Annotated in this window: 11 protein-coding genes and 1 pseudogene; 5 read left to right on the top strand and 7 right to left on the bottom strand. The window is 67.7% G+C overall.

The window, feature by feature from the left end:
* Positions 1-122 precede the first annotated feature (122 nt).
* Positions 123-2,897 (bottom strand): TonB-dependent receptor, encoded by a 2,775-nt coding sequence (locus ACFQ0E_RS03200; RefSeq protein WP_386822249.1) that lies wholly within the window; start codon positions 2,895-2,897, stop codon positions 123-125.
* A gap of 212 nt (positions 2,898-3,109) precedes the next feature.
* Positions 3,110-4,153, bottom strand: coding sequence for a glucokinase (locus ACFQ0E_RS03195; protein ID WP_386822248.1), 1,044 nt, complete (start codon positions 4,151-4,153; stop codon positions 3,110-3,112).
* A 440-nt stretch (positions 4,154-4,593) separates the two neighbouring features.
* On the opposite strand from ACFQ0E_RS03195, the pseudogene ACFQ0E_RS03190 reads away from it, so the two are divergent.
* The 5 genes and pseudogenes from ACFQ0E_RS03190 to ACFQ0E_RS03170 all read left to right on the top strand — a co-directional run.
* A pseudogene (locus ACFQ0E_RS03190) lies at positions 4,594-5,844 on the top strand (sugar MFS transporter); the annotation flags it as partial.
* A gap of 125 nt (positions 5,845-5,969) precedes the next feature.
* Entirely contained in the window at positions 5,970-7,076 is a 1,107-nt protein-coding gene (locus tag ACFQ0E_RS03185; protein ID WP_386822247.1) for a LacI family DNA-binding transcriptional regulator, read from the top strand.
* Positions 7,077-7,183: 107 nt separating this feature from the next.
* Positions 7,184-8,194 carry an SIS domain-containing protein gene (locus ACFQ0E_RS03180; protein ID WP_386824013.1) on the top strand — a complete coding sequence of 337 codons (1,011 nt, stop codon included), beginning with the start codon at positions 7,184-7,186 and terminating at the stop codon, positions 8,192-8,194.
* Positions 8,195-8,216: 22 nt separating this feature from the next.
* On the top strand, positions 8,217-9,368 hold the full coding sequence (gene nagA / locus ACFQ0E_RS03175) for an N-acetylglucosamine-6-phosphate deacetylase (protein WP_386822246.1): 1,152 nt from the start codon (positions 8,217-8,219) through the stop codon (positions 9,366-9,368).
* A gap of 1 nt (position 9,369) precedes the next feature.
* Positions 9,370-10,437 (top strand): acyltransferase family protein, encoded by a 1,068-nt coding sequence (locus tag ACFQ0E_RS03170; RefSeq protein ID WP_386822245.1) that lies wholly within the window; start codon positions 9,370-9,372, stop codon positions 10,435-10,437.
* A 95-nt stretch (positions 10,438-10,532) separates the two neighbouring features.
* On the opposite strand, the gene ung is transcribed toward ACFQ0E_RS03170, so the two are convergent.
* The 5 genes from ung to ACFQ0E_RS03145 all read right to left on the bottom strand — a co-directional run bounded on the left by ung (position 10,533) and on the right by ACFQ0E_RS03145 (position 14,399).
* Positions 10,533-11,246, bottom strand: a complete 714-nt coding sequence (gene ung / locus ACFQ0E_RS03165; RefSeq protein WP_386822244.1) for a uracil-DNA glycosylase — start codon at positions 11,244-11,246, stop codon at positions 10,533-10,535.
* An 82-nt stretch (positions 11,247-11,328) separates the two neighbouring features.
* Positions 11,329-12,174 (bottom strand): response regulator, encoded by an 846-nt coding sequence (locus ACFQ0E_RS03160; RefSeq protein ID WP_386822243.1) that lies wholly within the window; start codon positions 12,172-12,174, stop codon positions 11,329-11,331.
* A 36-nt stretch (positions 12,175-12,210) separates the two neighbouring features.
* A complete protein-coding gene (gene ftsX, locus ACFQ0E_RS03155; protein WP_386822242.1) occupies positions 12,211-13,173 on the bottom strand; it encodes a permease-like cell division protein FtsX in 963 nt (320 codons plus the stop codon).
* Entirely contained in the window at positions 13,166-13,855 is a 690-nt protein-coding gene (gene ftsE, locus ACFQ0E_RS03150) for a cell division ATP-binding protein FtsE (protein ID WP_386822241.1), read from the bottom strand. The genes ftsX and ftsE overlap by 8 nt, the downstream gene beginning before the upstream one ends.
* Positions 13,856-13,937: 82 nt before the next feature.
* Positions 13,938-14,399: a hypothetical protein gene (locus ACFQ0E_RS03145; protein WP_386822240.1), complete on the bottom strand. Its 462-nt coding sequence runs from the start codon at positions 14,397-14,399 to the stop codon at positions 13,938-13,940.

Here is a 14,399-nt window from a genome sequence, read left to right as displayed (position 1 = left end):
CGGAGCACCCAAAAAAACGGGCCCGGTGTCACCAGGCCCGAAGGGGGATCGTTCCAGCACCCGGAGGAGGAGAGAGAGCGGTGCGAACCGGACCCGGCGCGAGGCCGGGTCCGGTCGGGACATCAGAACTTCATGCGGAAGGTCAGGTAGTACTGGCGACCGTTCTGGTAGATCGAACGCGGGCGGTCGCGATTCTCGGCGTAGTAGGCGGTCTTCGGATTGTTCAGGTTCAACGCATCGAGGGCGATCGAGTAGTTGTCGTTGAACTTGTAGCCGAACGACGCCGACACGTTGTCGATTTCGTCCTGGTAGAACGCCGAGGCGCGATCCAGGCCGCTGAAGAACTCGGAGCGGTAGGTGTAGTTCAGGCGCGCGTTGAAGTGCTCGTTCTCGAAGTAGCCACCCAGGTTGTAGGTGTTGCGCGAGGTGCCGAGCATGTCGCCGCCGTCCTCGGTGGTGCCCTTGGCGAAGGTGTAGTTCGCGAACACGCCGAAGTAGTCGCCGAACGGCTGTTCCCAGGCCACTTCGAAGCCGCGGACCTTGGCCTGCGAGTTCACCGGGATGCTGAGGTCGTACTGGACCATGGCGCCGGTCGGGTTGCTCGAATCGATGGTCAGGTAGCTGCGGCGTTCGTTGCCCAGCGTGACGTAGTTGTCGATGTCCATCAGGAAGCCGCTGACCGACAGCAGTGCGCGCTCGCCGTAGTACCACTCGAAGGTCGCATCGAAGTTCGTCGACAGGATCGGTTCGAGTTCCGGGTTGCCGCCGCTGCCGGTGCCGATGCCGCCGACGGTCGCCGGCGGGCTCAGCGAAACCGCACCCGCGATCGCCGAGTAGTCCGGGCGGGTCATGGTGCGCGACACCGCGAAGCGCAGCAGCTTGTTGTCGTCGATCGAATAGCGCAGGTTCACGCTCGGCAGCCAGTCCTTGTAGACGTTGGTTACCACATCCTGGCGGAACGGGCCGAAGGCCGAGGTGGTGACGGCGCGCGGATCGGTGGCCGAGGTGTTCACCCAGTTCGCGGCTTCCATGTCGGTGCGCACGTAGCGCAGGCCGAAGTTGCCGGCCCACTTCTCGCCTTCGAAGTTGGCCTGGAAGTAGGCGGCGGTGCTGCGCTCGTCGAGGCCGTACTCGGCCGGGAAGAAGCGGCGGCTGACCGGGTCGCGGGTGGTGAAGCGGTTGAACTGCGCGAGCTGTTCCGGCGAGTAGTACCAGATGTTGCGCGGGAAGCTGCCGCCGAGGCCCGACGCGAAGTTGCCCGGATAGTTGCGATAGCCGCTGGGCCAGTTGGCCGGATCGAACGGCGACTGCGAGCCGGCCGGGCAGAAGTAGGTCGCGGCCCAGTCGAACGGCACCACCGCGCCGTTGGCGCCGATGCAGCCCGGGCCCTGGGCGACGACGTTGTCGAGGTTGCGCTCATGGCGCGCATCGCGCACGCCGAACTGCAGCGAGGTGAAGAAGCCGTCGAGGAAGACTTCGCCGTCGAGCTTGAGCCAGCGTTCCTTGTCGACCACGTCGACGTCCTGGAAGCCGAAGATCCAGTCGAGCTTCATCGAGGTGTTGAACGTGCCCGGCGCGCCGGTGTTGGTGTTGCCGAGGTTCCAGTCGGCCGCGCCCACGCCGTTGAGGCGCCAGCCGGCGCCGCTGCCCAGGCCCACGTCCCATTCGGCCACGTCCTGCGTCGGCGTCTTGCCGTGGCCGGTCGAGGTGCCGAGCTGCCCGCTGAGGCGGAACTTGTCGTTCACGTCCCACTGGAAGTCGCCGCTGATGAAGTTGCTGCTCGATTCGGCGCCGGGACGCGAGATCTGGTCGTAGATGCCGTACTGGCGGGTGGCGTCCGGGGTGAAGGTGGCGCTGACCAGGGTGTTGTTGCGCACCACATAGCCCGGCGCCGGCGCCTGGCCGCTGCCCTGCGCGAGGATGCGGCTGCCCCACAGCATGTAGTTGCGGTTGTAGTTGTCCGCCTTCATGCGCGAGCTGAAGCCGGTGAGCGAGAACTTGAAGTCGTCGGTCGGCTTGAACTCGGCCGAGACCAGGCCGCCGGTGCGCTTGCGTTCCTGCTCGAACAGCGCCGAACCGATCAGGGTCGGGTAGTACACGCCGCTCAGGTTGGGGTTGCTCACCGCGATCGGCGAACCAGGCAGGATGCGCTCGTAGCCGAGCAGTTCCTGGCCATCGCGACGCAGGTGGCGCTCTTCGCTGAAGGCCTGGACCATGATGCCGAAGCTGCGGCTGTCGTTGGTCCAGTTGGCGAGGGCCGAGAGCTGCGGATCGGTCTTGCCGGGCAGGTCGGCGTTCACCGCGCCGAGCGAGATGTGCGAGGTGAAGCCTTCGCCGAAGTTCAGCGGACGACGGGTGACGATGTTGACGTTGCCGACCGCGCCGCCTTCGACGAGGCGCGCTTCCGACGACTTGATGACTTCGACTTTCTGCACCAGTTCGGAGGGCAGCAGCGAGTAGCTGACGCTGCGGCCGACGGTGCCGCTCTGGTTGAGCACGAACCAGTCGCCGGAGCCGATGTTGTGGCCGTCGATGAGGGTCTGGGTGAAGCTCGGGCTGGTGCCGCGCATGCTGACGCGGTCGTTCTCGTCGAACGCGCCTTCGTTCGCGCTGGCCGCACTGATGTTCACGCCGGCGATGCGCTGCAGCGAGTCGGCCACGTTGTGGTCGGGCATCTTGCCGATGTCCTCGGCGGAGACGACTTCGATGCGGTTCTTCGCTTCGCGCTTGGCGTCCTGCGACTTCTCGATCGAGCCGCGGATGCCGACGACGACGACGGTATCCAGATCGTCCGCCTCCTTGGCGCCCGTCGACGCGCTGTCCTGCGCGAAGGTCTGCCCGGCGAAGCCCAGGCCCGCCAGGATGGCGATCGAGAGCGCGGTTTTCTGCAACTTCATGTGTGTACTCCCCTCATCATTGGAATATCGGCGCGTGCCTGTCGCCGCGACGCTGCCGGGCTGTGTTGACGATTGCGAAGCTGTGCTGCGTGAACGTGTTTCGTGAGCTTGCTGGTGGCCTTGCTGGGTGACCTTGCTGGGTGACCTTGTTTGTTGTTCCGGACATCCTGTCCCGAGCTGTCGATCCTGGTCCGGACATGCGTCCGGACGCGTTATCCGGACGCGATCCGCCGCGCTTCGCGCTGGTGGAGGTACCAGTTCGCCGCGCCGATCACGCCCAGTTGACCGTGCTCGACCAGCCGCACGGGAATGCGTTCCAGCGCCGCGCGCATCGGTCCCTTGTCGAGGAACCGCGCGACGAAGCCGGAGTGAAGGAGGAAGTCGCTGATCTGCGGCAGGATGCCGCCGGCGAGGTAGACGCCGCCGGTGGCGCCGTAGAGCAGGGCCATGTCGCCAACGACGCTGCCGAGCAGGCCGCAGAAGATGTCGAGGGTTTCGCGTGCCAGCGCATCCTCGCCGGCGAGTGCGGCGCGGGTGATCTCGCCCGGATGCCGGTAACGCTGCGTTTCGCCGCGGATCTCGCACAGCGCGGCGTGCAGGTTCATCAGCCCCGGCCCGGAGAGCGCCGATTCGACCGGCACATGGCTGCGCTGCTTCATCAGTTCGGCCAGCAGCGCCATTTCCACGGCGTTGCCGGGCGTGAGCGCGGCCTGGCCGGCCTCGGTGGGCAGCACGAGGCTGCGGCCTTCGCTCTGCACCGACAGCGCGGCGCCGAGACCGGTGCCCGGGCCGAGCACGAGGATCGGCCCCGATGCCGGTGCGTCGACCGGGCCGGTGAGCAGCACGGCCTCGCGCGGATCGACTTCGGCGATGGCGTGCGCCACGGCTTCGAAATCGTTGACCACGCGCAGTTCGCGGAAGCCGAGGCGTTCGCGCAGTGCGGCGGGCACCAAGGGCCAGGGCAGGTTGGCCGCGATCAGCGAGCCGTCTTCGAGCAGATGGCCTGCGCTGGCGATCACCGCCTCGTCGACCTGCACGCCGTCGTCGAGACGGGTGAGGAAGTCCTCGAAGATCTCGGCGGGCGAGGGATGGTCGGCGCAAGTGTATTTGCGGTAGTGCAGCACGCTGATCGGTGCGCCCGCACCGGCGGGACGGATCAGGCCGATGCGTACGTGTGTGCCTCCGACGTCGGCGGCAATGAACGGACGCGTGGTCGCGTTCAGAGGAAGCACCGTCGTCGGCTTGGGGTTGGCCACAGCAGGTCCTTGTGTCGGGGGCGACCGTGGGGGTCGGGTTCGGCGGAGTGTGGCCATCTCTTGACAACGTTGTCAACAAAACAGCCCAACGCTCGCCTGGTCCGGCCGCAATGTGTGCGCCCATGCGATCAATCGACAAGCGGATCGCGAATTGATTGCAGATTTGCGATCAAATCCGGGGTTCACCGAACCGCATGAAAACAGGTCATGTTGCAGTGCACACACGTTTCTCGTGCCATTCGCCCCCGTATTTTCCAAAGGATTCGCAGTGGGGAGTGGTTTTTGCGCGAAAGTTGTGACAACGTTGTTTTCGCCTGCGGGCCCGGTACTGCCTCGTTTGCAGGCCGCCGCACGGTCGCTGCCCCCTATCGCCGCCGTCCGCCACTGTCCGGTCGCCGCCGGATGCGCCACGACGACCCGCCTCACGGAGTCCGCACGACATGACCGCAGTCCGCCACACCACGTCGATCGCCATCATCGGCGCGCTGTTCTTCATCTTCGGCTTCGTCACCTGGCTCAACGGGCCGCTGATCACCTTCGCCCAGCTGGCCTTCGACCTCGACGAGGTCAACGCCTTCCTGATCCTCACCGTGTTCTTCCTGTCCTACTTCTTCCTGGCGATCCCCTCGTCCTGGATCCTCAAGCGCACGGGGATGAAGAAGGGCATGGCCATCGGCCTGTTCACCATGGCGGTGGGCGCGGCGCTGTTCGGCGAGTTCACCACCCAGCGCTGGTATCCGGGCGCGCTGGGCGGCCTGTTCGTGATCGGCGCGGGCCTGGCCCTGCTGCAGACGGCGGTGAATCCCTACATCAGCATCCTCGGCCCGATCGAGAGCGCGGCGCAGCGCATCGCGGTGATGGGCATCTGCAACAAGATCGCCGGCATCCTCGCGCCGCTGGCGATCGGTGCGCTGGTGATGCAGGGCATCGGCGACCTGTCGACCCAGGTCGAGGCCGCCGATCCGGCGACGCGCGAACAACTGCTCAACGACTTCGCGGCGAAGATCCATGCGCCCTACCTGGCGATGGCGGGCCTGCTGGCCCTGCTCGCGGTCGGCGTGCTGTTCTCGCCGCTGCCGGAAATCAAGGCCGCCGAGGTCAATGCCGCACGCGGCGCGGGCGAGGACGATCGGCGCAGCCTCTGGCAGTTCCCGCAGCTGTGGCTGGGCGCGCTGTGCATCTTCGCGTACGTCGGCGCCGAAGTGATGGCGGGCGATGCCATCGGCACCTACGGGCGCGGATTCGACCTGCCGCTGGACCAGACCAAGTTCTTCACCTCGTTCACGCTGGGCGCGATGCTGGTCGGCTACGTGGTCGGCCTGGTCATCATCCCGCGCTTCATCTCGCAGGAGCGCTACCTGTTCGTGTCGGCGGTGCTCGGCATCGTGTTCACCATCGGCGCTTTCCTCACCACCGGCTACGTGTCGGTGGCGCTGGTCGCGGCGCTGGGCTTCGCCAACGCGATGATGTGGCCGGCGATCTTCCCGCTGGCGATCCGTGGCCTCGGTCGTCATACCGAACTCGGCTCGGCGATCCTGGTCATGGGGATCGTGGGTGGCGCGATCATCCCGCGCCTGTTCGCCGAGTTGAAGCAGCACTACGACTTCCAGTGGGTGTTTCTGCTGCTGATGGTCCCGTGCTACGTGTACATTCTGTACTTCGCGTGGCGCAGCCAGCGCGCCGAGGCTCCGGTCGCCCGCGAGGCGACCGCTGCGGCGCCTGCATCGGCCACCGCGATCGAACGGCCAGCCGGCAGCAACGGCTGACATGCCCATCCGAATGTACGGCTGAAACAACGCCAGCGAAGAACAGCAGCATGCGCAGACCCACCATCAAAGACGTCGCCGAACGCGCACAGGTCTCGTTGAAGACCGTGTCGCGCGTGATCAACAACGAAACCTCGGTGATGCAGGGCACCCGCGCGCGGGTGCTGCATGCGATCTCCGAACTCGGCTACGAGCCTGACGTCACCGCGCGCAACCTGCGCAGCGGCACGCCGTTCGTGATCGGCCTGGTCTACGACAACCCGAACGCGTACCACATCATCGGCGTGCAGAACGGCGTGCTCGCCGCCTGCCGGGAAACCGGCTTCGGCCTGCAGATCCATCCCTGCGACGCGACCTCGCCGCTGCTGGCCGAGGAGCTGATCGAATTCGTGAAGCGCTCGCGCCTCGCCGGCCTCGTGCTGACCGCACCGATGTCGGAGAACGAGGAGCTGGTGCAGGCGCTGGCGGCGCGCGACGTATCGCTGGTGCGGATCATCGCCGCGACCGAAGACCCCGACGACGGCCATCCCTGCGTCTATGTCGACGACCGCGATGCCGCGTACGAGATCACCGAACACCTGATCCAGCTGGGCCACACCCGCATCGGCTTCCTCTGGGGTGGACTGGCGCACAAGTCCAGTACCGAACGTTTCGCCGGCTACGAGCAGGCGCTGCAGGACTACGGCATCACCCTCGACAAGCATTTGGTGATTCCCGGCGATTACACCTTCGACGACGGTTTCCGCGGTGCGCGCCGCCTGCTCGCGCTGCGCGAACCGCCGACCGCGATCTTCGGCTCCAATGACGAGATTGCGGCCGGCGTGCTCGCCGCTGCGACTTCGGCCGGCATGAACGTGCCCTACGATCTCTCGATCGCCGGCTTCGAGGACAGCCCGTTCTCGCGCCAGTCGTGGCCGCCGCTGACCACCGCGAAGCAGGCGACCGAGGACATCGCGCGTCAGGCCGCGCGCCTGTTGATCGCCGGCATTCGCCAGGACGCCTACGACGAACATCCCATCGCCATGCACAACCAGGGCTTCGCGCCGCAGCTGGTGGTGCGTGGCTCGACCGCGCCGATGCGCCGCGACCGCGCGCAGGAACGCCAGGCCGAGCGCCTGCCAGAACGCACGCCCGACCGCGACGACGGCGGCGGTTGACGCACATTTTTCCCTCGCCCCCACGACCCCGACACCCACACGTGAACGCACCCATCGACGGCTCCATCGCTCCCTCGATCGCCGAACCCGCGCCCGAATCCACCCTGATGCACACCGAGGCGGCGCAGGCGGCCGAGGTCGTCGCGACCCAGTTCCGTCGCAACGCCGATGCGGTCGCCGCACTCGCTGCCGAACTGCGCGCATCGCCGCCGGCGTTCATCGCGACCTGCGCGCGAGGCAGTTCCGATCACGCCGCGACCTACGCGAAATACCTGTTCGAGACGCAACTCGGCGTGGTCACCGCGTCGCTGTCGCCGTCGGTGCATTCGGTGTATGCGGCGCGTCCGAACCTGCGCGGCGCGCTGTTCGTCGCGATCTCGCAGTCGGGCAAGAGTCCCGACCTGCTGCGCAATGCCGAGGCCGCCCGCGAGTCGGGTGCGCGCGTGGTCGCGCTGGTCAACGCGGAGGATTCGCCGCTGGCGCAGCTGGCCGACGTGACGCTGCCGCTGTGCGCCGGTGCGGAACGCAGCGTAGCCGCGACCAAGAGCTATCTCGCCTCGCTGTCGGCGGTGCTGCAGCTGGTCGCGCACTGGCGCGGCGACGGCGCGTTGCACGACGCGCTGGCCGCACTGCCCGATGCGCTGCGCGATGCCTGGTGTGCCGACTGGTCGTCGCTCACCGATGGCTTGGTCGATGCGCGCAACCTGTTCGTGCTCGGTCGCGGTCTCGGCCTCGGCGCGGCGCAGGAAGCGGCGCTGAAGTTCAAGGAAACCTGCGGCCTGCATGCGGAAGCCTACAGCTCGGCCGAAGTGAAGCACGGACCGATGGCGCTGGTCGGACCCGGATTCCCGGTGCTCTGTTTCGCGCAGCCGGACGAGACCGGCGCCGGTACGCTGGCGATGGCGCGCGAGTTCCGCGAGCGCGGCGCGCAGGTGTGGGTGGCCTCATCTCAGGATGCCGCGCCGGGCGTGCGACTGCCGCTGGGCCTCTCGCATCCGGCCTGCGCGCCCCTGCTCACCGTGCAGAGCTTCTATCGCGCGATCAACGCGCTGGCCCTGCGTCGCGGCTTCAATCCCGACGTACCGCCGCACCTCAACAAGGTGACGGAGACGGTGTGAACAGCATGCGCGGATACCTCGCATGAGCCGTATCGCACTGGTCAACGCCCGCGTGCTTGCCGGCGAATCGCTGCGCGAAGGCCTCGCGGTGGTGATCGAGGACGGTCGAATCACGATGGTCTGCGATGAGACCGCGCTGCCGCCGGATTGCGAACTGCGTGATCTCGGCGGAAAGACGCTACTGCCCGGTTTCATCGACGTGCAGGTCAACGGCGGCGGTGGCGTGCTGTTCAACAATGCGTCGACGGTCGACGCCCTGCGGCGCATCGCCGAGGCGCATCGCCGCTTCGGCACCACCGGCCTGCTGCCGACGTTGATCAGCGACGATGTCGCGGTGATGCGCGCAGCCATCGCGGCCGTGCGTGAAGCGATCGAGATCGGCGTGCCGGGCATCCTCGGCCTTCATCTCGAAGGGCCCTACCTCGCCGCCGCGCGCAAGGGCACGCACGATGCCGGCAAGTTCCGCGTGCCGGACGAGGAGGAGGTCGCGCTCGCGTCCTCGCTCGACAACGGCGTCACGATGCTCACGCTCGCGCCCGATTGCGTGCCCGATGCGACGCTGCGTGCGTTCGCCGCGCGTGGTGTCGTGCTCTGCGCGGGACACACGGCCGCGACGTACGAACAGACGCGCGCCGGTCTCGATGCCGGCGTTCGCGGTTTCACGCATCTCTACAACGCGATGACGCCGATCCAGGGCCGCGCGCCGGGCGTGGTCGGCGCGGCGCTGGAAGATCGCGACAGCTGGTGCGGGATCATCGTCGACGGCCACCACGTGCATCCTGCGTCGCTGCGTGTCGCGCTCGCCGCGAAGCCGCGCGGCAAGCTGGTGCTGGTCACCGATGCGATGCCGCCGGTCGGCGCGGACGATCCTTCATACGTCCTCTACGGCGACACCATCAGCGTGCGCGATGGCGTGCTGCGCAATGCCGAAGGTGCTCTCGCCGGTTCCGTGCTCGACATGGCCAGCGCGGTGCGCAATACGGTCAAATGGCTGGACGTGCCGCTTGAAGAAGCCGCACGCATGGCGTCCACATACGCCGCAGAGTGGATCGATCTGGGCGATCGCCACGGCCGCATCGCGCCAGGCTATCGCGCCGATCTCGTGCTGCTCGACGAGGAATTGCAGGTGGTCGAGACGTGGATCGACGGCGCGTCGATCCGACACGGCGGATGACATGACGGCGGCACAGCGTTTCGTTTCCGTCGACGCGCTGCGCGGACTGACCGTTGCGGCGATGCTGCTGGTGAACAATCCCGGCGACTGGTCGCACGTGTATCCGCCCCTGCTGCATGCGGAATGGTATGGCTGCACGCCGACCGATCTGATCTTCCCGATGTTCCTGTTCGTGGTCGGCGTGTCGGTCGCGCTGGGCCTCGTGCCTCGCGTCGAGGCCGGCGACGAGCATGGCGCATTGACGCGTGCGGCGCTGTGGCGGGCGGCGCGCATCGTCGCGCTCGGGCTCGCCTTGCATCTGCTTGCCTGGTGGTGGCTGGATCGCGAGTTCTTCCGGCCCTGGGGCGTGCTGCAGCGCATCGGCCTGTGCTTTGCGATCGTGGCGCTGTGCGCGATCCACCTGCGTCCACGCATGCAGTGGATGCTGTGCATCGCCTCGCTCGCGGGCTACGCGGCATTGCTCGCCTGGGGCGGCATCGCGCCGTTCGACAATCCGGTGAGTCGTGTCGATACCGCCCTGCTCGGGCCGATGGTCTACCAGTTCGATGCCGTCAGCGGACGCGGGCACGATCCCGAAGGTTTGCTGAGCACCGTGCCTGCGATCGTGACGACCTTGCTCGGTCTGTTCGCAGGTGCATGGCTGCGTGCGGGGCGTGCACAGCATCTGCTCGTCGCAGCTCTCGTGCTGCTGCCGCTAGGCTGGCTGTGCGCGCAGTGGCAGCCGATGAACAAACATCTGTGGTCGCCGAGCTACGTGCTGTGGACCGCGGGCTGGGCGATGCTCGCGATATTCGCCTGCCACCAGCTGTTCGACGTGAAGCGCTGGCCGCCGCTCGGCCATGCGTTTGGCATCAACGCCATCGCCGCGTATGCCGGCTCCGCGATCGCGGTCTACGCCTCGGCCGCATTGGGCTGGGGCGAATGGCTGTATCGCATATTGTTCGTCGCGCCGATGCCGCCCGGCACCGATCCGCGCCTGCCGTCGCTGCTGTTCGCGCTGGCGTTCGTCGCGACGTGGTGGTGCATCGTCGTCGCGATGCGGCGGATGGGTGTGCGCATCCGCTTGTGATGCCCGCGCCCTGTAGGGCGGAGCTTGCTCCGCTCGCTTTTCCCGTGAACGCATGAAACGCATGAGCGGAGCAAGCTCCGCTCTACAAAGGTGGATCAGGCGGTTTCGACCAGTTCCGCGCGCGGCGGCAGCGACCAGTCGATCGGTGCCTTGCCGCGACGCTGCAGATACTCGTTGGTCGAGGAGAAATGCCCGCAGCCGAGGAAGCCGCGATGCGCCGACAGCGGAGACGGATGCGGCGCCTTGAGCACGCGGTGGCGCTGCGGATCGATGACCTTGCCCTTGGCCTGCGCGTAGCTGCCCCAGAGCAGGAAGACCAGGCCCTCGCACTCGCGATTCAGCACGTCGACCACGTGGTCGGTGAAGCCTTCCCAGCCCTTGCCCTGGTGCGCGCCGGCGCGGCCGTCCTCGACGGTCAGGACCGAGTTGAGCAGCAGCACGCCGCGCTCGGCCCATGGCGTGAGGCAGCCGTGGTCGGGACGACGGATGCCGAGGTCGCGCTCGATTTCCTTGAAGATGTTGTCCAGCGACGGCGGCACGATCACGCCGGGCCGCACCGAGAAGCACAGCCCGTGGGCCTGGCCCGCGCCGTGATAGGGGTCCTGGCCGAGGATCACCACCTTCACCGCATCGAAGGGCGTGGCGTTGAACGCGGCGAAGATCTGCGCGCCGGGCGGGTAGATGCGCACGCCCTGCGCCTTGCGCTGGCGCAGGAAGTTGCCCAGTGCGGCCATGTCCTCGCGCTGGAGGTAGTCGCCGATGCGGCATTTCCAGGAAGGGTCGAGTTTGATGCGGTCGTCGTCGGCCATGACGTCAGGGACTGGGCGGGGCGTTGTCGGCCATTGTCGCGCGATTCGGTCCGCGTGCCTGCCCGTACGGTGGCAGCGGCCGTCAGCCCGCCGCCGAGTGTTCCGGCAGCTTCGCCATGCGCAGCTGGAAGAAGGTCTTGGTGATCAGCATGCGCTCCTCGATCGGCTTGAGCACCAGGTCGTTGGCGCCTTCGCGGAGGAGGTTGGACTGCTTGTCGCGGTTGCCGTCGCCGGTCATCACCAGCACCGGCAGACGGCGCTTGCCGTAGCCGAGCTCGTTGCGGATCACGCGCAGCAGGTCCAGGCCGCTGACCTCACCGTCCAGGGTCACGTCGGTCAGCACCAGGTCGGCGCCGATGTCGTCCATGCCGGCCTGCTCGCGCAGGTAGGCGAGGGCGTCGTCGCCGCGGCTCATGTGCATCACGGTGATGTCGTGCGCCTGCAGCATGCGCCGGGTGGCCATCGCCACGGTGACGCTGTCCTCGACGTACAGCACGCGGGCATCGGGGATGGCCTGCGGCTGGATATAGCCGCGCAGGAAGGCGGCGAGGGCCGGGTAGCCGTTGGCCTTGTCGAAGTAGTCGGTGACGTCTTCGGTGAACCGGCGCGATTCGAGATGGTTCTGCGCATCGCCGGAGACCACGATCACCGGCACGTAGCGCTGGCCGGCGCTGGCGCGCACCTGGCGGGCCAGCTGCATGCCGTCGCCGTCGGGCAAGGCGAGCGAGGTGGTGACCAGGTCGAACGGGCCCGCCGCCAGCGCGGCCTCGGCCTCGGCGAGGCCGGCGCAGCCGACCACTTCGACGCCGGGCAGGTCGGCCTTCAGCACGTCGCCGATCAGCTTGCGCACCAGTTTCGAGCCGTCGACCACCATCACCCGCGGGGTGTCGGTGGTGATGTGACGGACGTCGCGGGGAGCCTTGGGCATGGGGCGTGGAACCGGCTGGGGACGCGCTCGGGCGCTTCAGGCTCTAGTCTGACGCAGAAAATGCCCGGTGACCACGCCGGCGCCCAGCCATCCGAGTGCGGCTGCGACGACCAGCACAAGTCCGGCCTGCAGCGGGTCCACGCCGCCCAGCGCGAAGCGGCTGCCGTAGCTCTCGGCCAGGGCGCGCAGCGGCTGGCGCAGCGCGAATTCGGCGGCGGTGAGCAGGCCCAGTGCCAGCGCGCCGGCGGTCAGGCCGTAGGCGGCACCGAGATAGAGGAAGGGGCGGCGGATGAAGCCGTCGGTGGCGCCCAGCGATTGCAGCACCGCGATCTCCTCGCGTCGCGACTGGATGTCCAGGCGCACCGTGTTGCCGACCACCAGCAGGGCGCCGAGGCCGAGCAGCGCGGCCAGCACCCAGGCCAGGCGTGCGCCGAAGCCCAGCCAGCGGTCGAGGCGGTCGCGCCAGATCGCGTCGTGCTGCACGAAATCGGTCTCGGGCAGGGCCTGCAGCGCGTCGGCGAGAGTCCGTTCGTCGCCGCGCGGGCGCACCACCAGCACGTGCGGCAGCGGGTTCTCGTCGACGGCGGCGATGGCGTCGGCATACACGCCGGTGCTGGCCTCGCGCAGGCTGGCCAGGCCCTGTTCGGGCGTGCGCAGGGTGACCGAGGCCACGTCGGCGCGTGCGCGCAGCGTGGTCGCGAGGGTGTCGACCCGCGCCGGGTCGATGCCCTGTTTCAGGAACACCGCGACCTCGCGCGATTGCTCCACGGTCCCGCCGAGGCGGGCCACGTTCTCCAGCACCAGCCACAGCCCCAGCGGCAGGGCCAGCGCGACCGCCATCACGCCGACCGTGAGCAAGGTCGCCCACGGCTTGCGCAGCATCCGGCCGAGGCTGGCGACCAGGCTCTGCAGGTGGTGGTCGAACCACGCGGCGACGGCGGAGCGAGGCTTCGCGGCGGTGGCACCGGCGGCGCCCGGCCTGGCATTGGGCTTAGCCATCGGCCAGTTCCTCCGGCGAGATGTCGTCGACGAGGCGGCCGTGGTCCAGGACCAGCACACGCTTCTTCATGCGCTTGACCAGGCCCAGGTCGTGGCTGGCCACCAGCACGCTGGTGCCGCGCTCGGGCAGGCCGGCGAACAGGGTCATGATCTCGGCCGAGAGGGTGGGATCGAGGTTACCGGTGGGTTCGTCCGCCACCAGCAGCGCGGGCTCGCCGATCAGGGCGCGGGCGATGCCCACGCGCTGCTGCTCGCCGGCCGACAGCTGGGTCGGCAGCGCGTCGGCGCGCGTGCCCAGGCTCACCCGGTCCAGCACGCTGCGCACGCGCTTGCGGATCTCGTCGCGGCGCACGCCGCGCAGCACCAGCGGCAGGCCCACGTTCTCGGCCACGCTGCGGTCGGTCAGCAGGCGGTGATCCTGGTAGACCACGCCGACCTCGCGCCGGTGCATCGCCACGCCGCGCCCGGACACGTTGCGCAGGTTGCGTGCGCCGAACAGCACCGCGCCGCGCGTCGGCCGCTCGGCCAGGTGGATGAGTTTGAGCAGCGTGCTCTTGCCCGCGCCGGAGTGCCCGGTCACGAACAGCATCTCGCCCGGGTTCACCGAGAAACTCATGTCGGTCAGCGCCTGCTGCCCGCCGGGGTACTGCTTGCTGACGTTGTCGAAGCGGAGGACGGTCATGCGGACAGCTTAGCGGGTGGCGATGGTGGTACCAAGCCGACGAAATGCAAGGATCGAATGCTGTCGAAGGGCCGCTTCCCGGTTACGCGCCGGGATGCAGGTCGGTTGGCCTCAGATCGCGGTCTTCATAACGCTTCGAAACGCGTCTTCCGTTTTCGACGATCCAGTAATGCCAGATGCCGTCCTTGAAGTGCCAGCGCATTTCGCCGATCAATCCCTGGCGATACGTCGTATTGCGCCCGTTGAGAACGACTTCGACCGATTGCCCGAGCGAGAAGGCCGGAGGTGGCTTTCCGGCCAGAATGTCCACCTCTCCCAAGTCTTCGGCAATGCCGAGGAGCTGTTCGTCATGTTTCAGACAGGACAGCAGTTCATCCCGGGAAAAGCCTGATGACTGGCCGTAACGCAAAAACCAGCCAAGGATCTCCTTTCTCGTTACGCAAGTGGATCGTGGACTTTCGATCTGGCGAGTCAGTTCCGCACGCAACCAATGCAATCGGCTATCTCTTCCGCAGATCGCCGTGTCGCCAGCATTGGTGGGCAT

This window comes from Lysobacter brunescens (genome assembly GCF_042677005.1).
GTDB lineage: Bacteria > Pseudomonadota > Gammaproteobacteria > Xanthomonadales > Xanthomonadaceae > Lysobacter_I > Lysobacter_I brunescens.
Note: the sequence above shows the minus strand (reverse complement) of the source record. Positions and strands in the feature narration are given on the sequence as shown.

Coding starts and splice junctions, on each gene's coding strand:
- ftsE (WP_386822241.1), bottom strand. CDS start 13,855: ATGACCGTCCTCCGCTTCGACAACGTCAGCAAGCAGTACCCCGGCGGG.
- ACFQ0E_RS03185 (WP_386822247.1), top strand. CDS start 5,970: ATGCGCAGACCCACCATCAAAGACGTCGCCGAACGCGCACAGGTCTCG.
- ACFQ0E_RS03160 (WP_386822243.1), bottom strand. CDS start 12,174: ATGCCCAAGGCTCCCCGCGACGTCCGTCACATCACCACCGACACCCCG.
- ACFQ0E_RS03200 (WP_386822249.1), bottom strand. CDS start 2,897: ATGAAGTTGCAGAAAACCGCGCTCTCGATCGCCATCCTGGCGGGCCTG.
- ftsX (WP_386822242.1), bottom strand. CDS start 13,173: ATGGCTAAGCCCAATGCCAGGCCGGGCGCCGCCGGTGCCACCGCCGCG.
- nagA (WP_386822246.1), top strand. CDS start 8,217: ATGAGCCGTATCGCACTGGTCAACGCCCGCGTGCTTGCCGGCGAATCG.
- ACFQ0E_RS03170 (WP_386822245.1), top strand. CDS start 9,370: ATGACGGCGGCACAGCGTTTCGTTTCCGTCGACGCGCTGCGCGGACTG.
- ung (WP_386822244.1), bottom strand. CDS start 11,246: ATGGCCGACGACGACCGCATCAAACTCGACCCTTCCTGGAAATGCCGC.
- ACFQ0E_RS03180 (WP_386824013.1), top strand. CDS start 7,184: ATGCACACCGAGGCGGCGCAGGCGGCCGAGGTCGTCGCGACCCAGTTC.
- ACFQ0E_RS03145 (WP_386822240.1), bottom strand. CDS start 14,399: ATGCCCACCAATGCTGGCGACACGGCGATCTGCGGAAGAGATAGCCGA.